The organism is Streptomyces sp. NBC_01525, from assembly GCF_045040405.1.
GTDB classification, from domain to species: Bacteria; Actinomycetota; Actinomycetes; order Streptomycetales; family Streptomycetaceae; genus Streptomyces; species Streptomyces benahoarensis.
The window spans coordinates 6,686,008-6,711,646 of sequence record NZ_CP109397.1; the positions used below are offsets into that span (position 1 = coordinate 6,686,008).

Annotated in this window: 21 protein-coding genes; 15 read left to right on the plus strand and 6 right to left on the minus strand. The window is 70.3% G+C overall.

The annotated features are described in order from the left end of the window. The first annotated feature begins 16 nt into the window (after positions 1–16). The 6 genes from OG422_RS28810 to OG422_RS28835 all read left to right on the plus strand — a co-directional run bounded on the left by OG422_RS28810 (position 17) and on the right by OG422_RS28835 (position 6,529). Positions 17–1,207 carry a GNAT family N-acetyltransferase gene (locus tag OG422_RS28810; protein WP_405747095.1) on the plus strand — a complete coding sequence of 397 codons (1,191 nt, stop codon included), beginning with the start codon at positions 17–19 and terminating at the stop codon, positions 1,205–1,207. A 30-nt stretch (positions 1,208–1,237) separates the two neighbouring features. Further along, positions 1,238–3,058 (plus strand): asparagine synthase (glutamine-hydrolyzing), encoded by a 1,821-nt coding sequence (asnB, locus tag OG422_RS28815; protein WP_405747096.1) that lies wholly within the window; start codon positions 1,238–1,240, stop codon positions 3,056–3,058. A gap of 22 nt (positions 3,059–3,080) precedes the next feature. Then, positions 3,081–4,712, plus strand: coding sequence for a DUF885 family protein (locus tag OG422_RS28820; protein ID WP_405747097.1), 1,632 nt, complete (start codon positions 3,081–3,083; stop codon positions 4,710–4,712). Between the two features lie 27 nt (positions 4,713–4,739). Then, on the plus strand, positions 4,740–5,264 hold the full coding sequence (locus tag OG422_RS28825; RefSeq protein WP_185993786.1) for a thiamine pyrophosphate-binding protein: 525 nt from the start codon (positions 4,740–4,742) through the stop codon (positions 5,262–5,264). Positions 5,265–5,274: 10 nt separating this feature from the next. After that, positions 5,275–5,838, plus strand: coding sequence for a thiamine pyrophosphate-dependent enzyme (locus tag OG422_RS28830; protein ID WP_185993785.1), 564 nt, complete (start codon positions 5,275–5,277; stop codon positions 5,836–5,838). 103 nt (positions 5,839–5,941) lie between these two features. After that, entirely contained in the window at positions 5,942–6,529 is a 588-nt protein-coding gene (locus OG422_RS28835; RefSeq protein ID WP_405747100.1) for an NADPH-dependent FMN reductase, read from the plus strand. Between the two features lie 336 nt (positions 6,530–6,865). Here OG422_RS28835 and OG422_RS28840 read toward each other — a convergent pair whose 3' ends face one another. Both OG422_RS28840 and OG422_RS28845 read right to left on the minus strand, forming a co-directional pair. Continuing rightward, positions 6,866–7,543, minus strand: a complete 678-nt coding sequence (locus OG422_RS28840; RefSeq protein ID WP_405747102.1) for a DUF4232 domain-containing protein — start codon at positions 7,541–7,543, stop codon at positions 6,866–6,868. 402 nt (positions 7,544–7,945) lie between these two features. Beyond that, on the minus strand, positions 7,946–9,448 hold the full coding sequence (locus OG422_RS28845) for a long-chain-fatty-acid--CoA ligase (RefSeq protein ID WP_405747104.1): 1,503 nt from the start codon (positions 9,446–9,448) through the stop codon (positions 7,946–7,948). A 319-nt stretch (positions 9,449–9,767) separates the two neighbouring features. On the opposite strand from OG422_RS28845, the gene OG422_RS28850 reads away from it, so the two are divergent. The 7 genes from OG422_RS28850 (at position 9,768) to OG422_RS28880 (ending at position 17,762) form a co-directional block, all read left to right on the plus strand. Beyond that, positions 9,768–10,787, plus strand: a complete 1,020-nt coding sequence (locus OG422_RS28850; RefSeq protein ID WP_405747105.1) for an AraC family transcriptional regulator — start codon at positions 9,768–9,770, stop codon at positions 10,785–10,787. Positions 10,788–10,961: 174 nt separating this feature from the next. Further along, positions 10,962–12,020 carry a 3-keto-5-aminohexanoate cleavage protein gene (locus OG422_RS28855; protein WP_405747107.1) on the plus strand — a complete coding sequence of 353 codons (1,059 nt, stop codon included), beginning with the start codon at positions 10,962–10,964 and terminating at the stop codon, positions 12,018–12,020. A gap of 26 nt (positions 12,021–12,046) precedes the next feature. After that, a complete protein-coding gene (locus tag OG422_RS28860; RefSeq protein ID WP_405747109.1) occupies positions 12,047–13,018 on the plus strand; it encodes a quinone oxidoreductase family protein in 972 nt (323 codons plus the stop codon). Positions 13,019–13,053: 35 nt separating this feature from the next. After that, entirely contained in the window at positions 13,054–13,929 is an 876-nt protein-coding gene (locus OG422_RS28865) for a TauD/TfdA dioxygenase family protein (RefSeq protein ID WP_405747111.1), read from the plus strand. After that, positions 13,913–15,199: an MFS transporter gene (locus tag OG422_RS28870; protein WP_405747113.1), complete on the plus strand. Its 1,287-nt coding sequence runs from the start codon at positions 13,913–13,915 to the stop codon at positions 15,197–15,199. The genes OG422_RS28865 and OG422_RS28870 overlap by 17 nt, the downstream gene beginning before the upstream one ends. Then, the gene (locus OG422_RS28875) at positions 15,196–15,789 is read left to right on the plus strand and encodes an RBBP9/YdeN family alpha/beta hydrolase (RefSeq protein WP_405747115.1); all 594 of its coding nucleotides are present in this window, start codon (positions 15,196–15,198) and stop codon (positions 15,787–15,789) included. The genes OG422_RS28870 and OG422_RS28875 overlap by 4 nt, the downstream gene beginning before the upstream one ends. Then, positions 15,786–17,762 (plus strand): acetoacetate--CoA ligase, encoded by a 1,977-nt coding sequence (locus OG422_RS28880; RefSeq protein WP_405747117.1) that lies wholly within the window; start codon positions 15,786–15,788, stop codon positions 17,760–17,762. The genes OG422_RS28875 and OG422_RS28880 overlap by 4 nt, the downstream gene beginning before the upstream one ends. A 102-nt stretch (positions 17,763–17,864) precedes the next feature. On the opposite strand, the gene OG422_RS28885 is transcribed toward OG422_RS28880, so the two are convergent. Beyond that, entirely contained in the window at positions 17,865–18,965 is a 1,101-nt protein-coding gene (locus OG422_RS28885) for a histidine kinase (protein WP_405747119.1), read from the minus strand. Next, positions 18,962–19,624, minus strand: a complete 663-nt coding sequence (locus tag OG422_RS28890; RefSeq protein WP_251076363.1) for a response regulator transcription factor — start codon at positions 19,622–19,624, stop codon at positions 18,962–18,964. The genes OG422_RS28885 and OG422_RS28890 overlap by 4 nt, the downstream gene beginning before the upstream one ends. A gap of 650 nt (positions 19,625–20,274) precedes the next feature. Here OG422_RS28890 and OG422_RS28895 point away from each other — a divergent pair. Continuing rightward, positions 20,275–21,519, plus strand: coding sequence for a DUF418 domain-containing protein (locus OG422_RS28895; protein ID WP_405747122.1), 1,245 nt, complete (start codon positions 20,275–20,277; stop codon positions 21,517–21,519). 97 nt (positions 21,520–21,616) lie between these two features. On the opposite strand, the gene OG422_RS28900 is transcribed toward OG422_RS28895, so the two are convergent. Together OG422_RS28900 and OG422_RS28905 are read right to left on the minus strand one after the other, a co-directional pair. After that, positions 21,617–23,011 carry an NAD(P)/FAD-dependent oxidoreductase gene (locus tag OG422_RS28900; protein ID WP_405747124.1) on the minus strand — a complete coding sequence of 465 codons (1,395 nt, stop codon included), beginning with the start codon at positions 23,009–23,011 and terminating at the stop codon, positions 21,617–21,619. 112 nt (positions 23,012–23,123) lie between these two features. Further along, positions 23,124–23,834: a TetR/AcrR family transcriptional regulator gene (locus OG422_RS28905; protein ID WP_405747126.1), complete on the minus strand. Its 711-nt coding sequence runs from the start codon at positions 23,832–23,834 to the stop codon at positions 23,124–23,126. Between the two features lie 127 nt (positions 23,835–23,961). On the opposite strand from OG422_RS28905, the gene OG422_RS28910 reads away from it, so the two are divergent. Next, positions 23,962–25,599 (plus strand): amidohydrolase, encoded by a 1,638-nt coding sequence (locus tag OG422_RS28910; protein ID WP_143939519.1) that lies wholly within the window; start codon positions 23,962–23,964, stop codon positions 25,597–25,599. Positions 25,600–25,639: the final 40 nt, after the last annotated feature.

Sequence of the window (25,639 nt, forward strand, 5' to 3'; positions counted from 1 at the left end):
TCCTGGCCTCAGGCGCGTGTTCCGTCCCACGGCCACCGCCCGTTCTGCGGAGCGTGGTGAGGCACGGTTGATTCCCCCGAACTGGCGGTACGCCTGGAACAACAGCGCCGATCCGCTCGTCGTGCGCGCACATGGCCTGGCCGCCGCCGCGGCCCGGCCGTCCGTCACCGTGTCCCGGCCGGCCGGCCGGGGCCCGACCCTGGCCTACGGCGGACTGCAGCATGGCCTGACACACGTTCTCCCCTTCCTCGAACAGCGCCGTGGCACCGACTCCGACCAGAGCCATCACCGCACCACCTGGGCGGAACTGGCCAGCGGCCGTGCCGCCCGCGATGCGGACCTCCTCACGGTCGGCATGCTGCGGCGCGACGTCCCGCGCCAGCCGCCGCGCCACGGTCTGCTGCTGCCCTTCCGGATCAACCTGTCCGTACCGGTCGGCCCCAACCCGCAGGACGTCCTCAAGCGGCTCTCGCGCAAAGCCCGACAACAGCACAGCCGGGAAATTCGGTCCCGCTCCCGCACCCTGGAAGTGGCCGCCGCCGACGCCGACTTCGATGCCTTCTACGACAGCATGCACCGGCCGACCATGTGGAGCCGGCACCGCGACGCGGCCCGCTCGGAGGAGCGGGAGAGAGCCCGCGTCTGCCTCTTCCGGCGCGGTGTGCTGTTCTTCCTCTGCGAGTCGGGCCGACGGGTGGCGGGGATGCTGTGCCGACTGGAGGGGCGGACCCTGGTCCTCCGGCTCGCCGGCGTCGAGGCCGGCGGCGAGGCCCCCTACCGCTCGGGCACATACATGGCAATGTACGTGCTGATACTCCAGTGGGCCGCCGAACACGGCCTGACCCGGGTCGACCTCTCCGGCTGCGAGCCGTTCCTGAGCAAGGGCATCTTCCAGTTCAAGCGCAAGATGCACCCCGAAGTCGCCCTGCCCGACAACCACTTCCGGGAGAAGCGGCTCATCCTGCGGGTCCTACGCGACACCCCAGAGGTCCGGGACCTACTCACGGCCAACCCCGTACTGACGCTGGGGACCGGCCCCGGCATCGAAGCGGTCTACTTCCGTGACCCGGTCCGGCCAGCCCGGCTGGACCTGCGCTGGGAGTGCCCGGGCGTGAGCGGCCACCGGACTGTCGACCTCGACGAGTTCCTCGCCGGTCTGCCCCGGTCCCCCCACCGCAATCCCGCCGGGCAACCACCCCTCTCCTGACTCGTCCACGCCATCCCTCAAGGAGCCACGATGTGCGGCATTGCCGGTTGGATCGACTTCACCCGGGATCTCACCACCGAACGCCCGATGTTGGAGGCCATGACCGGAACCCTGCACCGGCGCGGCCCCGATGCCGACGGCATATGGCTCGCACCGCACGCGGGCCTCGGCCACCGGCGCCTCGCCATCGTCGATCTCGAGGGTGGCAAGCAGCCCATGACGGCACACCGGCGCGGCAGCGAGGCCCCAGTGGTGCTGACGTACAGCGGCGAGCTGTACAACTACCGCGAGCTTCGGGCTCAACTGCTCGCCCGGAACCACCGATTCACCACGGCCTCCGACACCGAGGTGATCCTGCACGCCTACTTGGAGTGGGGGGCAGGCTTCGTCGACCGGCTGACCGGCATGTTCGCCTTCGCGATCTGGGACACCGCCCGGGAGGAACTGCTCCTGGTCCGCGACCGGCTGGGCGTCAAACCGCTCTACTACTACGCCTACCACGGGGGTGTGCTGTTCGCCTCCGAGCCCAAAGCAATCCTCGCCAATCCGCTGTTCACCGCGCGCACCAGCGAGGACAAGCTCCCCATCCTCTTCAACCCCAGGCTCGCCATGCCCTGGGAGACCCCCTACACCGACCTGCGCCAGGTGCAGCCCGGGCACCTGATCCGGGCGGACCGCTCCGGGGCGCACGAGACGCCCTACTGGCGACTGGTCAGCCAGGAACATCACGAGGACCAGGACACCACCGTGCACCGGGTCCGGGAGATCCTGGAAGACACCGTCGCCCACCAACTGGTGGCGGACGTGCAGCTGTGCACCCTGCTCTCCGGCGGCTTGGACTCCTCTGCGGTCACCGCACTGGGGGCCAGGCACCACGCGCCGGGTTTACGGTCCTTCTCGGTCGACTTCGACGGCGCCGACCACGACTTCCGCCCCACGGCCCTGCGCCCGGAGCAGGACGCCCCCTTCGCGCTGGCCGCCGCCGCGCACATCGGCGTCGACCACACCTCGATCACCCTGGACCCGGAAGCGCTGACCGGGGTCGTGCCCGCCGCGCTGGCCGCTCGCGATCTGCCCAGCCTTGGTCAGTTCGACGCTTCCATGTACCTGCTGTTCCAGGCGATCCGGGAGCAGTCCACGGTCGCGCTCTCCGGCGAGGCCGCCGACGAGGTCTTCGGCGGCTATCCCTGGTTCTTCGACCAGGCCACCGTGTGGGGCGACACCTTCCCCTGGCTCGGTAACGCGCCCCGGCTGACCGACTGCCTCGCCCCGGACGTCCGGGCCCGGATACGCCCCGCGGACGACGAGCGCGACCGATACGCCACGATGCGGGCCCGGGTGCCGCGGCTGACCGGTGAGTCCGGTCTTCAGGCCCGGATGCGTGAGGTCCTCTATCTGAGCCTTCAGGGCCCGCTGCTGTACCTTCTGGACCGCAAGGACCGGATGAGCATGGCGCTCGGTCTGGAGGTGCGGGTCCCGTTCTGCGACCACACGCTGCTGGAATACGTGTGGAATGTGCCGTGGAAGATGAAGGTCGCCGACGGGCGGGAGAAGAGCCTGCTGCGCGCCGCAGTCGCCGACCTGCTCCCTCAGGAAGTGCTACTGCGGCGCAAGAGCGCCTTCCCTGCCACCTTCTCGCCGGCTCACGCCAAGGCAGTGCGCGTCGCGCTGAACCGTGTGCTCGACGACGGCTCCTCCCCGCTGGCCGGGCTGCTGGACCTGCCCAAGGTGCGCGAACTCGCCTTGGGCCGGACCCAGATGATGACGATGGCGGACAATCTGCACCTGCTGTTGCCGCTCATCGAGGTCGACCGCTGGATGCGCACCTACAACGTATCGCTTACATCCTGACCGGCAACCGGGGAGACCAGTGATGAGCAGCGCAGCGAACGCTCTCCGCGTACTGGCGGAGGAGTTCTGGACATGGCGCGAAGCCACCCAGCCCGACTGCTACGACGACCTCAACCGCGTCGAGCGCCCGGACGGCTGGCTGCCGGACTGGTCGCCGGATTCGGTCGCCGAGCGGAGCAGGGTCCTGTCCGGGTTCACCCGCCGCCTTGGCAGCCTCGACCTGTCGGCCGAGCCCGTACCACTGCAGGTGGACGCCGAGCTGATCGGCTCGGCGCTGGCCCGCGTCCACTGGGAGTTGCACCTTCTGCGGGACTGGCAGCGCAACGCGGTCTTCTACCTCGACCAGGCCCTGCTGCCGGTCTATCACCACCTGTTGCGGCCCGCCGCCGATGGGCAGGCGAGGGTGGTGGCGGACCTGCTGGCCCGAGTGCCGGAGATCCTCGCCCAGGGCAGGCTCAACCTGGCTGGTCGCGCCGCCGCACCACTCGCCGAGTACGCCCTGCGGCTGCTCGACACCGCCGACGAGGCACTGGGAGCGGGAATTGGAGCCCTCGCCCGGTCGTTGCCGACGGCGGTGGCGGCGGAGCTGGACGCCGCCACGACGGCTGCGCAGCGAGGCTTGGTCGACTACCGGCAGTGGCTGCGGGCGATGCTGCCGACCTTCACCGAGGCATTCAGCCCGGGCCGCGAGGCGTTCCGCTACTTCCTGCACCATGTCGCGTTGCTCCCCTACTCGGTGGACCAGCTGCGCGAACTGGGCCGCCGGGAGTACGCCCGAGCAACGACAGCCGAGCTTGTCCTGTACCGCCATGGGGAGCCAGCCGCTCCGCCACTGCTTGCTGACACCTCTGAACAGATCAGCCGACAACGGGCGGATGAGCAGGACGTCCGGGGGTTCCTGAGGAAGGAGGGCATCGTCAACCTGCCCGACGACCTCCGGCACTACCGCAACGCCCCGGTGCCGGCCCACCTGGAGCCGTTGACCTGGCTCGGCGTACAGCACTACACCGCTGTGCAGGCGGGGTGGGACGAGGATGCGCTTCGCTACATCCCCGAGCCTCGGCCGGATCTGCCGTACTTCCAGCTGGCCGAGGCCCGGGACCCGCGCGTGGGCATCGTCCATGAAGGAGTCCATGCCTGGCAGCTTGCCCTGTCCGCGCGGCATGTGAATCCGGTGCGTCGTCGCTACTACGACTCAGCCGCCAACGAGGGTGTCGCCTTCCACACGGAGGAAATCGCCCTGACCGCCGGCCTGTTCGACGACGCTCCGGCCAGTAAACGGTTCGTCGTGAACGCGATGCGGTTGCGCGCGCTGCGGGTGGGGATCGATCTGGGCCTCGCCCTGGGGGAGCTGACGCTCGATGAGGCGACCAGCCAGCTGGCCGAGCTGGTCCCGATGGACCGTCGGACGGCGTGGGAGGAGACCGCCTTCTACGCCAGCCGCCCCGGGCTGGGCCTGAGCTACCTGGCGGGCAAGGCCCAGGTACTCGATCTGCTGACCGCCTACGCCCAGCGGGAGGGGGCTGCCTTCAGCCTCTCCGCCTTCCACGACCGCCTGTGGCGGGAGGGAAACGTCCCGCTGGCCCTGCAACGTTGGGAGGTCCTCGGCTCCCGCGATCACTTGGACGAAGCCCGGCGGCTCGGGGGTGACTGATACATGACCAGTCCGAAGGAGAGAGACATGCCACACGAGACCGGGACAGAGCGCCCGACCAGTTCGGAGTCCGCCGTGTACGAGGGACTGACCGCGAACGGCTTCGGCCCGTTTTTCGGTACTCCCTGTGGCGTCCTGGCACCCTTGCTGTCCCTGCTGGAGACAGGCGCCGATTACCATGTCGTGGCGCGCGAGGACAATGCCGTCGGCGTCGCCGCCGGAGCGAGTCTGGCGGGCGCCGCCCCAGTTGTGCTGATGCAGAACTCCGGCTTCGGACAGTCGGTCAACGCGCTTGCCTCGCTGGTCGTGCCGTACCGGATCCCCATGTTGCTGGTGGTCAGCATGCGTGGGACACCCCCGGACACCACCACCGAGAACCTCCCGATGGGGCGGCTCACCGAGCCCGTCCTGGAGGGCCTCGGCATCGACTACGAGTATCTGACCGGCGAGGGCGCGGCCCGGCAGATGGAGCTGGCTGGCAGCGTGGTGAAGGAGAAGCGCCAGCCCTTCGCATTCCTCATCCGGCCGGACGAGTTCGCCTGGAAGGCATAGCACCATGACCATGACCAAGACAGCGGCCGTCGCGGTCGCACTCGCCACGGCCCCCGGCCTGCCGACGGTGTTCACCACCGGGTTCATCTCCCGCATCGGCGCCGTTTCCGCGCAGCGGAACCACTTCTACATGACGGGATCCATGGGGCTGGCCCTGTCGCTCGGCACCGGTATCGCCTTGTCCTCCGGCCGGACCACCCTGGTGGTGGACGGCGACGGGAGCCTCCTGATGAATCCCGTCGGGCTGATCATGGCGGGCGCGCGGCAGGACCTGCCGCTGATCCAGCTGGTCCTCGACGACGGGGTCTACGACTCGACCGGCGGGCAGTGTTCCCCCGGCCGTTCCGTGGACCTGCCTGCCTGGGCGCGCGCGTGCGGGTTCTCCCGGACCCACACCGTGGACTCCGAGGAGGGCCTGGAGAAGACGCTCCGGAGCGAGCTGGAGAACCTGGGCGCGCCTGTATTCGTCCACTGCCTGGTGACGGCTGACACCACGCCGCCTCCGCCGCGGGTTACCGACCACCTTGAGGGGATCACCGCCCGGTTCTCGGAATTCCTGCAGCCGCAGACCTGACCCGATCGCTTCGTGGAAGAGGAGGCCTGCGCCGCGCGGTGGCCGGTCCCCACGCGCCGCCGACCGCCCGGGCCGGCTCATTGATCATGCCGAAGGATGTCGCGTGCAACCAGGAATCAAGATCGTGGGAATCGGTGGCTCGTCCGGTCCAGGATCGACAGTGGAACGCGCCCTCCAGGTCTGCCTGAACGCGGCGAAAGACCTGAGGGCGGATGTTCGACTGATCAACGGTGCGGAGCTCACCATGCCGCTGTACACCGCCCGGACGGAGGTGATCCACCAGCATGCCACCACGCTGATCCGCGAGGTTGCGGATTCCGACGCCGTGGTAGTCGCGAGCCCCGCCTATCACGGGACCGTCTCCGGTCTGGTCAAAAACGCTCTCGACCACCTGGAGGAGCTACGCGAGGACAGCCGCCCGTACCTCAGCGGAAGGGCCGTGGGCTGCATAGCCGTCGGCCAGGGCTGGCAGGGCGCCGTCTCCACTCTGTCCACGCTTCGCGACATCACGCACGCCCTGCGTGGATGGCCCACGCCGATCGGCGTGGCGGTCAGCAGCAGGACGACGATGTTCGGCCACGACGGACAGTGTGACGACACCCATGTCCAGGACCAGCTGACGCTCATGGCTCAGCAGATGGTGGAGTTCGCCAGGATGCGACAAGCCCACCTCATTTCGGCCACCGCCTGACGGCACCTCAGTAGGGACGAGGCATGTCGGGGAACCGTCTGCGAAGGGCCTGGCAGATCTGTTCCGGGCTCCACCGCATGGCGAGGGCGGCTTGGATGAAGTCCAGCAGCTCGGCGTTCCGGCTGATCCTGCCGGGCTTGGGGCGGGGCGGGCAGGCGTCGGCCCGGCGCTGAGCGGCGTGAGGACGGTAGGCCCATTGCGTGTGGCCACCGCGCAGGGGCATGCCGTTGCGGCCGCCCGTCGATGCTGCCTCGCTGCCGGGTGGCCGTCGCCCGGGCGCCGCGCCTCGCTCGACGCCGCCGTGCCGAGTGTCGCTGCCAGGTCGCCCCGGCACGGTCAGAAGTCGTAGGGCTTCTTGGTGTTCCAGTTCAGGACGTCGGCCTCGTTCCAGGTGAACTGCGGCTTCTCGCCCTTGACGTCGACGGAGTACGCGGGCTGCTCGTGGCCGTTCTGGTCGCGCAGTGCCATGGAGAACGAGGTGCCGCTCTGGTTGTTCGAGCCGTAGTCGAAGAGGTTGACCGCGCTGTAGACCTTGCCCTCGGGCTGGAGCGTGATCTGCCGGTCGCCGCCCTCCGCCTTCTTCGAGAGCGGCAGCGCGGCGCCCTCGTCGTTGAGCTTGACGGACGGGTACGAGGTGACCCAGCACGGCTTGGAGCCCTTGTTCACCGCGGTGATCAGCAGGTGGTCACCCTGCTGACCGGCGAAGCGGTGCTCCGCGGTGACCATCAGCTCGTCGCCGACGCACTGGCCGTCCGCCGTGGTGGTTCCGCCGTTGCCCGCGGAGGCGCTCTGGCCGCCCGACGCCGATGCCGACTCCGTCTGCCCCTTGGCGTCCTTGCCACTGTTGGCCTGCGCCGAGCTGCCCTTGGCGTCCTGGCCGGACGCGGACCGGCTCTGCGGGGCGGCGGCGTCGCTCTTGGTGCCGTTGTCCGCGCCGCCGCAGGCGGTCAGGCCCAGTGCCAGTGCGGCAGTGACGGCGGCCAGGGTGACGGTACGAATCCGGGAAGTACGCATGATCGGTCCCCTGCGTTTCGTGCGGGACGTCTCTGCGCCGTTCCCGCGGTGTGGACACCACTTTTGCCGGGGCCCCTGACGTTCTGGAAACGTCTCACTCACGTCCCGCAGACGACCGCGAGACGGGAGGCCGTGACGCGGCGGCCCGGGGCCGCCGTTGCCTGGGCATGGACGACCTGGACACGCGGATGCTGGACCTCATGGACGACGTCTCCGTCCCCGACGGCGAGCGCCTGCCGCTCCTCACCGACCGAGAGGCACGAGCGGCCGTGGCGTCCGGGATCGAACCGGGGGGCTGGACACCCTGTGCACCTCCACCGTTGCGAAGAGGCGGCGCGGGCGATCGGACCTCCCGCGCCGAGCGAGTGCCGTAGAAGTCCTCGGCAGCACCGGCCGTGACAGTCAGGTGTCCAGGGGCTTCGGCGGAGCGACCACGATGTCCCGCTTGAGGATCTTGCCGGTCGCTCCCTTGGGCAATGCGGCGACGAACTGCACGATCCGCGGGTACTTGTAGGCAGCCACCCGCTGTCTGACGTAGTCGCGCAGTTCGTCCGGCGTCGTGCGGGCGCCGGGCCGGAGAACCAGCACGGCGGCGATCTCCTCACCGTGCGCGGGGTCGGGAACACCGACCACTGCGGCCTCCGTGACGTCCGGGTGCTGGTACAGAATCTCCTCGATCTCGCGCGGATACACGTTATAACCGCCGCGGATGACGAGGTCCTTCTTGCGGTCGACGACGAAGTAGTAGCCATCCTCGTCGACACGAGCGAGATCGCCGCTGTGGAACCACCCGTCACGCAAGGCGTGTGCGGTGGCGTCAGGCCGGTTCCAGTATCCCTTCATGACGTTCGTGCCCCGGATCGCCAATTCGCCGACCTCGCCGGGGCCGACCGGCGAATCGTCGTCCGCGACGAGCCGCAGCTCGACCCCGCGAACGGGAAGCCCGATGGAGCCGGCCTTGCGGGGCCGGTCCGGCGGGTTGAAGCAGGCCACCGGGGACGTTTCCGAGAGGCCGTAGCCCTCCAGCACGGTGACGCCCAGTTCCCGCTCGGCGGCGTGCAACAACTCGACGGGCAGCGAGGCGCCGCCCGAGACCGCCAGGCGCAGCCGCGGCAGGGGCTGCCCGATTCCGTTCCGGAGGAGCGCGTTGTACATCGTGGGCACCCCCAGGAAGACGGTCACCTGGTCCCGGTGCAGTGTCTCCAGAGCTTCGGCCGCGTCGAAGCGGGGCAGCAAGGTCAGGCAGGAGCCCGCCGCGACCGCGGTGTTGAGGGCACAGGTCTGTCCGAACGCGTGGAACAAGGGGAGGCCGCCGAAGAGGACGTCGTCAGGCCCCACGCGCAGCAGCGTCTGCGCCGTTGTCAGCGCATTGCTCACGAGGTTGCGATGCGTCAGCTCCGCACCTTTCGGAGTCCCCGTGGTGCCGGACGTGTACAGGATCACCGCGGTGTCGTCGTCGGTGCCGCAGGCCGCTCCGGTCATCGGCGGAGCCGCGTGCAGCATCGCGGTGAACACCACCGGATCCGTGACCAGGCACTCCGCACCGACCTGCGCCGCCGCCGGTGCGGCCTCGTCCGAGCAGGAGGGGGAGGCAACCACCAGACGGGCACCGCAGTCACGGAGCACGAAGGTCATTTCGCCGCACTTCAGCAGCGGATTCATCGAGACCACCACGCCACCGGCGCGCAGGATGCCGTAGTACACGACGGGGAAGTGGATGACGTTGGGCAGGGCCACCGCCACGCGGTCGCCCGCTCGCAGCCCTTCGGCACGCAGGAGCGCGGCGAACCGGGCGGTCATGTCGTCGAGTTGGGCGTACGTGAGCTGGGCACCACCTTGCCGCACGGCCGTCCGGTCGGCGTGGGACCGGACGGCTCGGGCCAGGAGTGCGAACAGGTCGGTCATGTGGCTTCCTCGTTGTCGGGGGCCTCAGGCCCGTCGCATGGCAGGCCCCAGGGGGAAACGCTGCCGATGGCCCGCGCACCACGCTTCTCCTCTCTTCATCGGCGCATTCCGTGACACCTGGGGTGGAATCCTGCATCCATCCATGAATTCGAGCCGGTGGTGAGGGCTTTGCGAAATGCTGAGGCTTTGCCAAGGTGTTTTGTGCCGGAATTCCGTGAGGGCTCCGCGGTGGTGCCACGCTAGGTCACGGCCTGACGCATCGCTTGACCTGACGGGACGAATGGCTTATCAATTTGGGACAGAGCCCTGGAGCGCCCCGATGAAGCCACTGGTCCGCAACGCAGCACTGAACAGCTACATAGAGCTCAGCCAGTCCCTCGGTATCGATCCGCGCACCCTGATGAAGCGGGTGGGCCTCGATCCGGTCGGGCTTGCCGTCCAGGACCGATGGATCTCCGGCGTCGCCGTCACCGAGCTCCTCGAACTCTCCGCTGTGGCCGCCCGCCGAGAGGAGTTCGGCTTGCTTCTCGCGGAGCGTCGCCGCTTCTCGAATCTCGGGCCCATCAGCCTCGTCCTGCGTGAAGAACCCGATGTCCGCAGCGTCATCCGGCTCCTGGTCCGCCACGAGCGCATGTGCAACGAGATGCTGCGCAGCCGGCTCACCGAGACGAACGGACTCGCCACCGTCAAGGTGAGCTTGGAGCTGGGTGAGGTACGCCAGGCACGGCAGGCCGTCGAGCTGGCCGTGGGTGCCTTCCATGGCTTTCTGCGGGTCTTCCTCGGTGCCCGCTGGCGGCCGGTGTCCGTGTGTTTCACCCACGGAGCCCCTCACGACATCGCAGCGCACCGTCGCCACTTCGGGCCAGTGGTGGAATTCGACCGGGAATTCAACGGCCTTGTTTTCTACGCCACCGATCTCGACACTCCCAATTCGATGTCGGATCCCCTCTTGCGTGGCTACGCCCGCCAGTATTTCGATTCCATCGCGGTGGCCTCGGAGACCACCGAGCTGGACCGGGTGCGTGAGCTGATCGAGGTCCTGCTGCCGACCGGACGCTGCTCGATGGAACAGGTCGCGGGGAGCCTCGGTGTCGACCGCAGGACCGTCCACCGGCATCTGGCCGCGTCCGGCGAGACGTTCTCCTCGCTCGTCAACGCCACGCGCACCCGGCTGGCGGAGCAGATGGTGGCGAACCCGCGACGCTCCCTGACGGAGATCTCCGGCCTGCTCGGCTTCTCCGCCCCCAGCGCCTTCTCCCGCTGGTTCCGTGACCAGTTCGGCATCAGTGCACGCGAGTGGCGCACCCGCCGGGCGGCCACCGGCCCTGTCCCCAAGTGACAAGTCTCCTGTCACCTCCGGTGAAGCACGTCGCGTAACCCGCTCCTAACGTGGCCGTACCGCAAGGGACATCGCAGCTCCTCTTCGAGCAACGCCCTTGCGGACAACACGAGTTGGTCCGGTTGGTGCCCGATGTCCATCCGCCCTCCGCGGCTGCTTCCCAGGAGATGACCCATGCACTTCCTCGACGACTCCCTGCTGCCCGAGAACCAGGAGAAGCTGGTGATCCAGGCCGCTCCCTACGGCCCGGAGTGGCTCCCCGGCGACGCCGACGACCTCCCGCTGACCATGGATGAACACGTCCAGGCCGCCGTCGACTGCTACAACGCCGGCGCCACCGTGCTCCACATCCACGTACGTGAACTGGACGGCCACGGCTCCAAGCGCATGTCCATGTTCAACGACCTGCTCGGACGGCTGCGCGAGGCCGTTCCGGACATGGTCCTGCAGATCGGGGGATCCATCTCGTTCGCTCCCGAGGACGAGGGCGCCGAGGCGAAATGGCTGAGCTACGACACCCGTCACCTGCTGGCCGAACTCACCCCACGCCCCGACCAGGTGACGATCGCCATCAACACCAGCCAGATGAACATCGTCGAGATCATGACGGACGACGACCTGGCCGGCACCTCCATCGCCAAGCCCGACTACTACAAGGCCTACCGCGACATGGTCGTCGAGGCCGGTCCCGACTTCTACCTCGAACACCTGAGGCGCCTGCACGCCAACGACGTCCAACCGCACTTCCAACTCGCCACCATGGCGCAGCTGGAGACCGTTGAGCGCCTCATCCGCAGCGGCGTGTACACGGGTCCCCTGGTCCTCAACTACGTGGCCATCGGCGGCGGGTTCGCCGGGCGCCACCCCGCCGACCTGATCGAGTTCGTCCGCCGCGTTCCCGACGGAGCCGTCCTCACCATCGAGTCCTCGATGCGCGCCGTCGCCCCCATGAACGCCATCGCCATCGCCCTCGGCGTACACGTCCGCGTGGGCAACGAGGACAACCTGTGGGCGCGCAAGGGCGAGCGCATGGGCTCCGTCCGTCAGGTCGAGCAGATGGTCCGGATCGCCGACGCCCTCGGCCGTGACATCGCGAGCGGCACGGAGGCCAAGGAGATCTACCACATCGGCGAGTACTACGCCGACACCGACCAGACCCTGGCCCGGCTCGGCATGGTGCCCAACCGGCGTCCCGGACAGCGCGGGTTCATGCTCCGCGACACGACCCGCTGACCACCCCCGAACGAAGAGAGCATCCCGTGGCACACGCCATCCGCTTCCATGAGACCGGCGGCCCCGACGTCCTGCGGCGGGAACGGGTCACCGTCGGTGACCCGGGCCCCGGACAGGTCCGCGTCCGGCACGAGGCCATCGGCCTCAACTTCGCCGACACCTACTTCCGCACCGGCCTCTACCCGGCGCCGCTGCCCGCCGGTCTCGGCGTCGAGGGCGCCGGCATCGTCGAGGCCGTCGGCGCCGACGTCACCCACGTCGCCGAGGGCGACCGCGTCACGTACACCGGCAGCCCGCTCGGCGCCTACAGCACCGAACGGATCATGCCCGCCGACCCGCTGATCCGGCTGCCCGACGGCATCGACTGCGAGACCGCCGCCGCGATGACCATGCGCGGCCTCACCGCCGCCTACCTGCTGCGCCGGATCCATCCGCTGAAGCCCGGCGACACGGTCCTGCTGCACGCCGCCGCGGGCGGTGTCGGCCTGATCATCTGCCAGTGGGCGAAGCTGCTCGGCCTCACCGTGATCGGCACGGTCTCCACGGAGGCGAAGGCCGAACTCGCCCGTGCCCATGGCTGCGACCACACGATCCTGTACCGCCGCGAGGACGTCGCCGCGCGCGTGCGGGAGCTGACCGAGGGGGCAGGCGTGCCCCTCGTCCTCGACAGCATCGGCAAAGACACCGTCGCCGGGTCCATGGCCTCGCTCCGCCGCCGCGGCCTGCTGGTGTGCTTCGGTACGGCATCCGGAGTGCCACCGCTCGACGCGATGCAACTCGCCGTCCACGGCTCGCTGTTCGTGACCCGGCCCGCGCTGGCCGACTACATCGCCGAGCCGGCGGAGCGGGACGCACTGGCCGGCGAACTGTTCGATCACGTCGCCGCCGGCCGGATCGCGATACGCGTCAACCAGCGCTATGCCCTCGACGACGCCGTGGCGGCGCACCGCGCGCTGGAGGCGGGCCGCACCACGGGCTCTTCCGTCCTGATTCCCTGAGCCCTGATTCCCCCAAGTCACTCCAGGAGAGCGCAATGACGCAGAACTCCACCCGGACCCGGATCCAGGCCACACCGCTGACCTGCACCATCGGAGCCGAACTGCACGGCGTCCAGCTCGGCGACGCGGCCCGTGACGACACTCTCTTCGCCGAGATCAAACAACTTCTGCTCCGCCACAAGGTGTTGTTCCTGCGCGACCAGGACATGACCCGGGCCGAGCACGTCGCCTTCGCCTCCCGCCTCGGCCCGCTGGAGGACCACCCGGTTCTCGGCAGCGACCCCGACCACCCTGGCCTCGTCCGCATCTACAAGGACCGGGACAGCAAGCCCGAGCACTACGAGAACGCCCTGCACTGCGACGCGACCTGGCGCGACTGTCCGCCCATGGGCGCCGTGCTGCGCTGTGTCGAGACCCCCGAGGTGGGGGGCGACACGATCTGGGTGAACATGGCCGAGGCGTACCGCAGGCTCCCCGAGCACATCCGCACGCAGATCGCCGGCCTGCGTGCCCGGCACAGCATCGAGGCAACCTTCGGCGCGGTCATGCCGAGGGAACAGCGCCACCGGCTCAAGGCCCGCTACCCGGACCCGGAGCACCCGGTGGTGCGCACCCACCCGGAGACCGGGGAGAAGATCCTCTTCGTCAATGCCTTCACCACCCATTTCGTCAACCATCACACCCCCGAGAACGTCCGGTTCGGCCAGGACCACGCCCCCGGCGCGAACCTCCTGCTGAACTACCTGATCAGCCAGGCGGCGGTCCCCGAGTACCAGGTCCGCTGGCGCTGGACCGAGAACAGCGTGGCCATCTGGGACAACCGCTCCACCCAGCACTACGCCGTCCAGGACTACTGGCCTGCCGTCCGCAAGATGGAGCGTGCCGGGGTCGCCGGTGACCGGCCCGCGTAAGCCGATGACCCGCGGCTACGCGTGGCTGGTGTTCGCCCTCAGCTTCGGACTGCTGCTGTCCGACTACATGTCGCGGCAGGTCCTGAACGCGGTGTTCCCGCTGCTGAAGGCCGAATGGGTGCTCTCCGACGCCCAGTTGGGTTCCTTGAGCGGCATCGTCGCCCTGATGGTCGGCGTGCTGACCTTCCCGCTGTCGCTGCTCGCCGACCGCTGGGGCCGGGTCAGGAGCCTGGTCGTGGCTGCGGTGGTGTGGAGCCTGGCGACCCTGGGGTGCGCCGTCGCCGCGAGCTACGGCCAGATGTTCCTGGGCCGTTTCATGGTCGGCGTGGGTGAGGCGGCCTACGGGAGCGTCGGCATCGCCGTGGTGCTGAGCGTGTTCCCGGCACGGCTGCGGGCCACCCTCTCCGGCACGTTCATCGCGGGCGGCGCCTTCGGATCCGTACTCGGCGTGTCGATCGGCGGTGTCGTGGCCCAACACCTGGGCTGGCGCTGGACGTTCGCCGTCATGGGCCTGTTCGGACTGGTCCTGGCAGCGGTCTACGGCGTCGTCGTGACGGAGCGGAAACTGGCATCGGTCGTCGTCGGACTCGGCGGCGCACCGGATACCAGGGGACCGTTGCGGACGCTCCTGCCACGGCTGTTCTCCTCCGTCTCCGTGCTGTGCGCCTATGTCGGCAGCGGCCTCCAGATGTTCCTCGCGATGGCGCTGCTGGCCTGGATGCCCAGCTTCCTCGATCGCTACTACGGCCTGGCGCCCGCCAAGGCCGGACTCGCCGCCGGCGTTTTCGCGCTGATCACCGGCATCGGCATGGTCGGCGGCGGTATGGTCTGCGACCGGCTCGGACGCGGAAACCCCCCTCTCAAGTGGACCGTCGCCATCGTCTGCAGTGCCGGGTCGCTGATCCTGCTCACGGCAGGGTTCCAACTCCCTCCCGGTGCACTGCAACTCGTCCTCATCGCTGTCGGCACACTGCTGTCCAACGCCACCGCCGGACCTGCCGCCGCCATGGTGGTGAGCCTGACCCCGGCCGCCGTCGCGGCGACGGCCATGGCCACGCTCACCCTCGCCAACAGTCTGCTCGGACTGGCCCCCGGGCCCGCGGTGACCGGCATGCTCGCCGACCACCTGGGCCTGGACGCCGCACTCCGCGTTGTCCCGCTCGTCTCCCTCGTGGCAGGACTCGCGTTCGCCGTCGGCCGGCACCACTACGACAAGGGCCTCGCCGCGGCCACGGCCCGGCCCTTGAGGAAAACGGAGCTCCGCACATGAACCCCGCACCCCCGCCCACCGTCGTGCTCGTCCCCGGCCTGCGCGACCATGTCCCCGACCACTGGCAGACGGCCCTCGCGGCACGGATCACCGGCGCCGTGACCGTGCCGCCCCTGACGGACCTCAGGCTCAGCCGTGAGGCGCAGGTGACGGCCCTGAATGACGTACTGTCCGGCATCCAGGGACCCGTCGTGCTGGTCGCGCACAGCGCCGGCGTGCATACCACCGTGCACTGGGCCGCCCGGCACCATCACACGGTGCGCGGCGCGCTGCTCGCGACACCGCCGGACTTCGACACCCCGCTCCCGGAGGGCCACCCCTCGCCGCAGAAGCTGCGCGACAACGGCTGGCTGCCGACCCCGATGACGCCCCTGCCGTTCCCCAGCATCGTCGCGGCCAGCACGAACGACCCCCTGGCCCGCCTCGGCCGCGTCGTCGAACTGGCCCACGCCTGGGAGAGCCGCCTGGTGGACCTCGGCCCCGTCGGACACCTCAACCCCGCATCGGGGTACGGGGACTGGCCCCGGGCCCTGGAGCTCCTCCAGGAGCTCGGCTGCCGCACGGCCTCGGACACCGGGACGCGCGTGTGAGCGCGGGCCGCTCCAACATCGCCGACTTCCTGCGATGGCTGGAGAAGGAGCGCGGCTTGTCCTTCACCGACTACGCCGACGTGTGGCGGTGGAGCACCGACGACCTGCCCGGCTTCTGGTCCGCCGTCTGGGAGTACTACGGCCTGGACGGCGTCAGCGACTACGACGAGGTGCTCGCCGACGCAACGATGCCCGACGCGCACTGGTTCACCGGAGCGCGCCTCAACTTCGCCCGCCAGTGCCTCGCCCACGCCACCGACGAACGCCCCGCGCTCATCGCCGTGTCCGAGACCGGCGCCCCCCAGGCGATCTCGTGGGAACGGCTCACCAGCGAAGTGGCGGGCGTGGCCGCCACCCTCCGTGAGATGGGCGTGGGCCCCGGCGACTGTGTCGCCGGGTACCTGCCGAACATCCCGGAGGCCGTGGTCGCCCTCCTGGCCACTGCTGCCGTCGGCGCGACCTGGACGGTCTGCTCGCCGGACTTCGGCACGCCGAGCGTGCTCGCGCGGCTGCGCCAGGCGCGGCCGACGGTCCTGGTGGCCGCGGACGGCTACCGCTACGGGGGCAAGGAGTACGACCGGCGCCCGCACGCCGCCGAGATCCTGGACGGCCTGCCCACGGTCCGCCACCTCGTCGCCGTCGACCGTCTGTACGCGTCCGAGGACGGTCCGGCATGGTCGCGGCGGCCGGACGTGACACAGCACAGATGGACCCCACTGTCCGGTCGGCAGGCCCAACCGGCCTTCGCCGATGTCCCGTTCGATCACCCGCTGTGGATCCTATGGTCCTCGGGCACCACAGGCCTGCCGAAGGGTATCGTGCACGGCCACGGCGGCATCGTCGTCGAACTGTTCAAGGCCCTCGGCCTCGGCGTCGACCTGCGCGCGGACGACCGCTACTTCTTTCACACCTCCACCAGCTGGATGGTGTGGAACTTCATGGTCGCGGGCCTGCTGCACGGGACCACTCTCGTCCTGTACGACGGCAGCCCCACCCACCCCGACATCAACGGGGTCTGGCGGATCGCCGCACGCACCGGCGCGACGATGGTCGGCGTCGGCGCCGCCTACCTGATGGCCGCGGAGAAGGCGGGCGCCCATCCGGCGGCCGAGACGGACCTGCGCGCGGTGCGGTCCATCCTGCAGACCGGCTCGGCGATGCCCGACAGCACCTGGCACTGGGTCTGCGGCCTGCTCGCCCCCGACGCCCGGCTCCAGTCGATCTGCGGTGGTACCGATATCTGCTCGGTCCTCGCCGGCGGCTCCCCGCTGCTGCCGGTGCGCACGGGCCGGATCTCCGGGCCCGCCCTGGGGGTGGCCCTCGCGTCCTGGGACGCCACGGGGCAGCCGCGCACCGGGCAGCAAGGCGAGCTGGTGGTGACGGCACCACTGCCGTCGATGCCGCTGTACTTCGTCGACGACCCTGGCGACGAGCGCTACAAGAGCAGCTACTTCGACGTCTATCCGGGAGTGTGGCGGCACGGCGACTGGGCCACCGTCGACACCGACCTCTCCGTCGTGGTGGCCGGACGCTCCGACGCCACGCTCAACCGCATGGGCGTGCGGATGGGCTCGGCCGATCTCTACGCCGTCGTCGAAGCGCTCCCGCGGATCGCGGACAGCCTCGTCATCGGCGCCGAGCTGTCCGACGGCCGCTACTGCATGCCGCTCTTCGTCGTGCCCGCGGAAGGGACCGGGTTCGACGACGCCCTGCGCGACGAGATCGTCGGCGCGATCCGGCAGAGCCTGTCGCCCCGGCACGTGCCGGACGTCGTCGTCCCCATCGAGGCGGTGCCCCGCACCCTCACGGGAAAGAAGCTGGAGGTCCCGGTCAAACACATCCTCCAGGGCGCACGTGTCACCGACGTCAGCACGGAAGGCGCCGTGACCCGGCCCGACATGCTGGCCTGGTTCGCGGACTTCGCCGCCGAACTGCGCGCCGGCGGGGGAGAGGGACCACTGCAGGGCAAGTGATCGGGGCCGGGCAGAGCCGGTGTCTGCTGTGTGGATGGGCGATGTACGTGGAGCCGGAAGGGCACCCGCTCGCGGGTGCCCGGACGAACCACAGCGCCCGCTTCACTCCGTCTGTCTGGGGGCGCGCAGCCGCACCGCGTATCCGCCTTCAGGCGTCGGCCCGAAAGTCAGGGTGCCTCCCAGCAGCTCGGCCCGTTCGCCGAGACCGACCAGGCCATGGTGGGAGCTGGGCAGGGGCAGGGCCGGGCGGGTCGGCGGCGTGTTGGTGACGTCGACGCCGAAATGCGTCGCGTCATGCCACAGCCGCACGGTCGCACGGGCGCCGGGGGCGTGCTTGCGTACGTTGGTCAGGGATTCCTGAACGGTGCGGTAGACCGCCCGCTGGGCCGGGGCACTGATGTCGGGGGGCAGCTCGCCGGTCACCTCGGTCTCGATACCGCTGGTGTCGAGGAGCTGACGCAGGTCGGCGAGGGTGGGTTGCGGCGTGAGCTCGGCGGAGCGGTGGCCGGAGGTGCGCAGCAGGGTGACCATGTGCCGCAGTTCGTCCAGAGTGTTGACGCTGAGTGTGCGGATGGTGCGGGCGGCGTCCTGGGCGTCCGGGTCCTTGGCCGCGACCTGGAGGGCTCCGGCGCGTACCGCGATCAGGCTGACCTGGTGGGAGACGACGTCGTGCATCTCCCGGGCGAGCTGGGTGCGTTCGCGGGCCAGGACGGCTTGGGCATGCAACTTCCGTTCGTGCTCGCGGACTTCGCCGATCTCCGCCAGCCGGAGCGCGAGGTCGCGGCGGGCCTGGACGAGCTGGCCGAGCAGGACCGGCGCGGCGGCGGTGGCCAGGGTGTAGACGAAGCTGACGAAGGTCCAGGTGTGGCCCTCGAAGCCGGACAGCGGCCAGGGCACGGTGCCGACGGCGGCGGAGACGACGGCGCAGGCGCTGATGAGCCGGCGGTTACGAGAAGTGTCGGCCAGGGTGTACAAGGCGGCGAACGGGACGACCACCAGTTCCGCGATCACGGTGGCCGGGAGGGTGAGGACGAACACCAGCAGTGGAAATCGCCGCCGCAGGGCGAGCGATCCGCAGGCCAGGGCGGTGAGCGCCAGGTGGACCGGGGTAGGGGCAGCGGGGCTTATGAGCCAGGCGTCCAGGGCGGCGAGGACGATGACTGCCGCATTGACGAGCCAGTAGGGCACGGACCGGCGGGTCACCGCTGCCCCTCCGGTCCGTCCAGCAGCCCGGCCCGCTGGGCCAGGAGGGCAGCCTGGACGCGGCTGGCGACCCGCAGTTTGGTGAGGATCGCGCTGACGTGGTCCTTGACGGTGCCCGCGCTGAGGTGGATGCGCGCACCGATGTCGGCGTTGGACAGACCTTCCGCGATCAGGACCAGTACGTCGCGCTCCCGGTCGGTGAGCCGGTTGACGCGGGCGGCCTCGGCGTCGTCGATGCCGCCCTGCTCGGGGTGGTCGTGCAGGAGGGCACGGGACGCCTTGGGGGAAAGGACGACGCCGCCCGCCGCGAGGGTGCGGACCAGCTGGGGCAGTTGGCCGGGTTCGGTGTCCTTGAGGAGGAACCCGGCAGCGCCCGACCGCAGCGCGGTGAGGATGTACTCGTCGGTGTCGAAGGTCGTCAGCATCGCCACCACCGGCCCCTCGGGCAGGGTCCGCAGCTCGCGCAGCACACTCAGACCGTCGACGTCGGGCATGCGGATGTCGAGCAGGACGACGTCGGGGTGTTCGCGCCGTACGGTGTCGACCGCGTCCCTGCCGATCGATGTCGCGACGACCTGGATGTCGTCCGAGGCGTTCAGGATGAGCTCGAAGCCGGACCGGACCAACGCCTCGTCGTCCACCACCAGTACCCGGATCACTCGCACCTGCCTCGCTGTCGTACTTGCCCACGCGGCACCTGATCGTCTTCGTGCCGACCCTAGGGGCAGAGGCCGCGTCACAGGCCCTTCGGACGGGTGCGGCAGCCGACCGGCGGGGTACGTCCAGCCGTTCGGCGGGAGTGCCCGGCCGGTCGGCTGGATGATCTCCGACGGGTGCCGGACGGCAGGCCGCAGCCGCGGGGGGCATGGGTACGTGCGGGCCGTCCGCAAGGCACTCCGCGCTCACGCCGCCTCGTGTGTCTGCCGGTGCTCGCGTGGAGCGTCGCGAAGGGGCCGACCACCTCCTGGGCATCGACCGGGTCGGCGACCAGGCGGTGGGCGCTGCGCAGCAGGGTGCCCTGCCGGCTGCGTACGTACTCCTCGAAGCCCAGCGTCTGGCGGCCACCGGACGCCGCAGCCGGCCGGGGGGCCGTGCTCTGTCTCATGCCCCGAGCCTTGATCGGACCCGGTGGAGCGCGGTACCCGCCATCCGTCCGGTGCACACCCGCCACCCGGCGGTCCGAACTCCGACGGACGTCGGTGGGAGGGCCGGGTACCGCTGGTCGACGGGGCGATACCCGCCAGGTGGGGGGTGCGCACCGGACATCCGCCGGATGTCTGGCGGTCCGCGGATTTCCGAACCTGGAAGCATGCATCAGACCCCAGTTCCCGCAGAGGTTCCGGCACCGCAGTCGGCCATGTACCCGGCGGTTGCGGCCCGCGCCCGCGGCGTGGGCCGGCTCGTCGGTGTGGACCTCGCCCGGGGCCTGGCGGTCTTCGGGATGTTCGCGGCCCATGTGGGCCCCGATCCGTCCGAGGGTGGGATCACCGGCTTCCTGATGGAGTTGTCCCACGGGCGGGCCTCGGCGCTCTTCGCCCTTCTGGCCGGCTTCTCGGTCATCTTGATGACCGGCCGCCGCACTCCCAAGACCGGGCGCGAGGGCCGTCAGGCCGTCGCCAAAGTCCTCATCCGGGCCGCGATCCTGCTGGTGCTGGGCACGCTGCTGACCAAGACCGGCACTCCCATCGAGGTGATCCTCGCCTTCTACGGGCTGTACTTCGTGCTGGTGCTGCCGCTGTACCGGCTCGGCGCCGGGCGGCTGGCCGCCATCGCCGTCGGCACGGCGCTTGTGCTCCCGCAGGTGCGGTTCATGGTGGAATGGGCGATCGAGAGCGGCGGCCCTGGAGTGGGGAGCTGGGCCGCCGGTATGGGGGGTCCCGGTGCCGTCCTGGTCGATCTGCTGTTCACCGGCAGCTATCCCGCGCTGAGCTGGCTGCCGTTCGTCATCGCCGGAATGGCCGTCGCCCGCCTCGACCTCGCCTCCACGGCGGTCCGCCTCCGCCTCGCGCTCACCGGCGCCGCCGTCGCCGTCCTCGGCTACGGAGGATCCTGGCTCGCCCTGCACCTGGTGCCGGGCGCCGCGGGCGGCCTCGCCGAGGCATACGGGTCCGGTGGGGAATCCGGCACGGGCACCGGGTCGGTGATGTCAGCGTGGTGGTCGGACATCGCGGGCGATCCGACCACCGACACCCCGGCCTGGCTGCTGACCGCTTCACCGCACAGCGAGACCACACTGTCCATCCTGGGCAACACCGGAGTCGCCCTCCTCGTTCTGATCGCCTGCATCACCGCCTGCGACCGTCTGGTTTCCTTCCGGCGCCTGGCCCGTCCGGTCATCGCGGTCGGCACCATGTCCCTGACGGTGTACGTCTTCCACATCGTCGCGATCAACCTGCTGGGCATGGAGGAGCTGCCGGGCGAACCACTGCTGCTCCTGATCGTGTTCATCGTGGTGAGCGCACTGTTCGCCGTCTCCTGGTCACGCCACTTCTCGCGCGGACCGCTCGAATCCCTCCTCAACAGCGCCACCCGCATCGCGAGGCACGTCAAGTGAACCGACCCGTCCGGATGGCGGCGGTCCCGGCCGGCCCGGCGACGACGGGCATCCGGCGGCGACGGAACCCGGCATCGGCAGCTCCTGGAGTGCGGGGTCAGCTGTCGAAGCCGATGCCGAAGCGGTCGAGCGTCTTGAGCCACGCGTTGCGGCGGCCCTGGTGGCGATCGGCGTGGGCGAGGGACCACTTGGTGACGCCGATGCCGAGGGAGCGAACGGGCTCGGGCGGAAATGGCAGGGGCTTGCGGCGGACGAGTTCCAGGCGCGTGCGCTCGGTGCGGTTGCCCGCGAGCAGGTCGAGCATGGTCTCGGCGCCGAAGCGGCTGGCGCCGACCCCGAGACCGGTGAACCCGGCCGCATAGGCGACCTTCCCCTGGTGACTCGTGTCGAAGAAGACACAGAAACGCGTGCTGGTGTCGATGGCCCCACCCCAGGCGTGCGTGAACCGGAGCCCTTCGAGCTGCGGGAAGGTGGTGAAGAAGTGCCGGGCGAGGGTGGCGAACGTCTCGGCCCGCTGGTCGTGTTCGGCGCGGACGCGGCCCCGGAAGCGGTGGATCGCGTCGTAACCGCCCCACAGAATGCGGTTGTCGGCGGAGAGGCGTACGTAGTGGAACTGGTTGGCGCAGTCCGCGAAGCCCTGGCGGTGCCGCCAGCCCACGGAGGCCAGCTGCTCGTCGGTCAGTGGCTCGGTCATCAGCGCGTAGTCGTACACGGGGACGGTGTACGGGCGGTGGCGGCGGAGCGGGGACGGGTAGGCGTTGGTGGCGAGCGCGACCCTCCGGGCGATGACGCGGCCGTAGGGGGTGCGGACGGAGATCACCGTGCCGTGGCCGTCGAGCGAGGTGGCGGGCGTGTGCTCGTGAACCCGGACGCCGAGGTCGAGGCAGGCGCGCTTGAGGCCCCAGGCGAGCCGGGCGGGGTTGACCATCGCCACGTCGTGCCTGGTCCACAGGCCCCCGAGAAACGTCGGCGAGTCGACCTCCGCACGGACGGCCTCGGCGTCGAGCAGGAGCGGATCGCCGCCGTACCGGGCGGACGCCTCGGCCTCTTCCGCCAAGCCGTCGAGTTGGTACGGCTCGGTGGCGACGGCGAGGGAGCCGGTGCGCTCCCAGGAGCAGTCGATGTCGTGCCGGGCGATGGTGTCCTCGATCGCCTGGAGGTTCTCGCGGCCGAGCCGTTCGAGCAGCCCGATCTCGTCGGGCCAGCGCTGTAGGCCGTTGCTCAGTCCATGGGTGAGGCCGGCCTCACAGAAGCCGCCGTTGCGGCCGGAGGCGGCGCCCCCGACCCGGTCGGCCTCGATGAGCACGACGTCCACGTCGGGGTCGCGTTCCTTGGCGAGGAGGGCGGTCCACAGGCCGGTGTAGCCCCCGCCGACGACGAGCAGGTCGCAGCGGGTGCCGTCGACGAGTGCGGGGTGCGGCTCCGGCCGCTGCGGATCGTCGAGCCAGAACGGGGTCGGTGCGGCGTCGGCGAGTGAGGCGAGAGGGTTCACCGGGTGGGGCTCCTTCGGATCGCGGAGGTGGCCGGGGCACGGGCCCTCCGAAGTGCCGCCCATCAGACTCCGTCGGCCCCTTCAAGGTCAATGCCGTTGACATAAGGCCCGGCTACCTCGCGTCGGCCACGGGCTTGAGCGCCGCCACCGCGTCGAGCATCAGCTCCAGTGCGAAGGGGTAGCCGCTGCCCCTCATGTCGGCGGCGAGCAGTGGGAAGGTGGCGGCAATGTGCGGGTGTGTGTCGGAGGTCAGCCTGCCGTACACCTCCTGCCAGACCTCGGCGTCGGCCTCCTTGGCGGCCGACGGCAGGGCGAGGGTCGCGGCGTCCTGGGCCGCGAACGCCAGGGCCTGGTCCACGAAGGCGTGGTAGACCCGCACCGCGAGCCCGTCCGGAAATCCCGCCTCCCGCAGCACGCCCAAGACCGTCTCGACCGCGCGCATCTCATGGGGCCGGCCGGTTGTCCGGTGCGCCGCGAGCAGGGCGGCCTGGGGATTCGACCGGTACGAGCCGTGGATCCGCAGACCGATGGCGCGCAGGTCCGCCCGCCAGTAGCCGGTCGGGGCCCAGCCCTGCTGAGCGCGGCCGATCAGTTCGTCGGCGACGGCGAGCATCAGGGCGTCGGTGTTGCGGAAATAGCGGTACAGCGCGCTGGGGTCGGCACCCAGCGCGGCGCCGAGCCGCCGTACGGAGAGCGCTTCGGCGCCGTGCTGCGCGATCAGGTTCAGCGCGGTCTCGACGATCAGCCGCTCGGAGAGCACTGCGCCCTGCTTGGTGGGCCTGCGGCGCTGCCGCTTGCCTTCGGGAACCACACGTTCGACCATGGCGCGACCTTACGTCAACACTATTGACGTGTGAACCGTCTCCCTTATTGCATGACGCCCGTCGCCTCCGCCATGGCGCCCTCCGCTCTTTCCCGACCGCCGTCCCACTCGTCTCCTGGAGCAGCCCATGACCACCACAGCCGATCTGGTCTTCACTCGCGGCCCCGTCTTCACCGCGGACCCGGCCCGCAGCCGGGCCTCCTCGCTCGCCGTCGTCGGCGACCGGATCGCCGCCGTCGGCCACGACGAGGTACGCGACCTCATCGGTCCCGCCACCGAGGTCGTGGACCTGCGCGGCAAGCTCCTCCTCCCGGGGTTCCAGGACGCTCACATCCACGCCGTGTACGGCGGGGCCGAGCTGGCCGAGTGCGATCTGACCGGGACGGTCGGGGCCGCCGAGTACCTGGACCTGATCGGGGCGTATGCGAAGGCCCACCCCGACCACGTGTGGATCACCGGAGGCGGCTGGTCCCTGGAGAGCTTCGAGGGCGGGCTGCCCACCCGGCAGCTGCTCGACTCGGTCGTCCCGGACCGCCCGGCGCTTCTCTCGAACCGGGACCACCACGGCGCCTGGGCCAACACGCGCGCGCTCGAACTGGCCGGGATCACCGCGCAGACCCCCGACCCGGCCGACGGGCGGATCGAGCGGGAGCCGGACGGCACGCCGACCGGGATGCTCCAGGAGGGCGCGACCGCCCTGATCGCCCGGCTGGTTCCGCCGAGCACCCCGGCGGACCGCCTTGCCGGGCTGTTGCGCGCGCAGGAACTGCTGCACTCTCTCGGCGTCACGGGCTGGCAGGACGCACTGCTCGGGGTGTTCGGCGGGAAGCCCGACCCGTCGGACGCCTATCTGGCGGCGGCCCGCGATGGTTCGCTCACCGCACGGGTGACCGGTGCGCTGTGGTGGGACCGGGAGCGCGGCGCCGAACAGATCGATCAACTGGTCGCGCTGCGCGCGCAGTTGCGCCACGGGCGGTTCCGCGCGGACTCCGTGAAGATCATGCAGGACGGCATCGCGGAGAACTTCACCGCCGCGATGACCGCTCCGTATCTCGACGGCTGCGGCTGCGCCACCGCCAACACCGGCCTCAGCTTTGTCGACCCCGTCGCGCTGCGGGAGTACGTCACACGCCTCGACGCGCTCGACTTCCAGGTCCACTTCCACGCACTGGGTGACCGTGCGGTCCGCGAGGCCCTCGACGCCGTGGAGGCCGCGCTTGCCGCCAACGGGTGGCGCGGCAACCGCCACCATCTGGCCCATCTCCAGGTCGTCCACCCCGAGGACGTCCCGCGATTCGCCCGGCTCGGGGCGATCGCCAACATCCAGCCGCTGTGGGCCGCCCACGAGGCGCAGATGGATGAGCTGACCATCCCGTTCCTCGGGCCCGAACGCGCCGCCTGGCAGTACCCGTTCGGTGATCTGGTACGCGCCGGCGCGACACTGGCGGCGGGCAGCGACTGGCCGGTGAGCAGCCCGGCGCCGCTCGAAGGCATCCACGTGGCGGTGAACCGCAGGGAGCCGGAGGCCACCGACGACCGGGTCTTCCTGCCCGAGCAGCGGCTCGACCTCCAGACGGCGGTCGCTGCCTACAGCGCGGGCACCGCCCATGTGAACGGCTTGGACGACGCGGGCAGCCTGCGCGCCGGGCACCTCGCCGACCTGGTGGTACTCGACCGGGACATCTTCACGGCGCCGCCGGAGGAGATCGCGCAGGCACGCGTGGAGCGGACGTACGTGGGAGGCCGGCTCGTCCACGCGGCCTGACGGGTGAGGCGGCGGCCGGGGCCGTGCAGGAGGCGGCCCC

Coding starts and splice junctions, on each gene's coding strand:
- OG422_RS28875 (WP_405747115.1), top strand. CDS start 15,196: ATGAACCCCGCACCCCCGCCCACCGTCGTGCTCGTCCCCGGCCTGCGC.
- OG422_RS28895 (WP_405747122.1), top strand. CDS start 20,275: ATGCATCAGACCCCAGTTCCCGCAGAGGTTCCGGCACCGCAGTCGGCC.
- asnB (WP_405747096.1), top strand. CDS start 1,238: ATGTGCGGCATTGCCGGTTGGATCGACTTCACCCGGGATCTCACCACC.
- OG422_RS28855 (WP_405747107.1), top strand. CDS start 10,962: ATGCACTTCCTCGACGACTCCCTGCTGCCCGAGAACCAGGAGAAGCTG.
- OG422_RS28905 (WP_405747126.1), bottom strand. CDS start 23,834: ATGGTCGAACGTGTGGTTCCCGAAGGCAAGCGGCAGCGCCGCAGGCCC.
- OG422_RS28850 (WP_405747105.1), top strand. CDS start 9,768: ATGAAGCCACTGGTCCGCAACGCAGCACTGAACAGCTACATAGAGCTC.
- OG422_RS28865 (WP_405747111.1), top strand. CDS start 13,054: ATGACGCAGAACTCCACCCGGACCCGGATCCAGGCCACACCGCTGACC.
- OG422_RS28845 (WP_405747104.1), bottom strand. CDS start 9,448: ATGACCGACCTGTTCGCACTCCTGGCCCGAGCCGTCCGGTCCCACGCC.
- OG422_RS28825 (WP_185993786.1), top strand. CDS start 4,740: ATGCCACACGAGACCGGGACAGAGCGCCCGACCAGTTCGGAGTCCGCC.
- OG422_RS28830 (WP_185993785.1), top strand. CDS start 5,275: ATGACCAAGACAGCGGCCGTCGCGGTCGCACTCGCCACGGCCCCCGGC.
- OG422_RS28820 (WP_405747097.1), top strand. CDS start 3,081: ATGAGCAGCGCAGCGAACGCTCTCCGCGTACTGGCGGAGGAGTTCTGG.
- OG422_RS28910 (WP_143939519.1), top strand. CDS start 23,962: ATGACCACCACAGCCGATCTGGTCTTCACTCGCGGCCCCGTCTTCACC.
- OG422_RS28840 (WP_405747102.1), bottom strand. CDS start 7,543: ATGCGTACTTCCCGGATTCGTACCGTCACCCTGGCCGCCGTCACTGCC.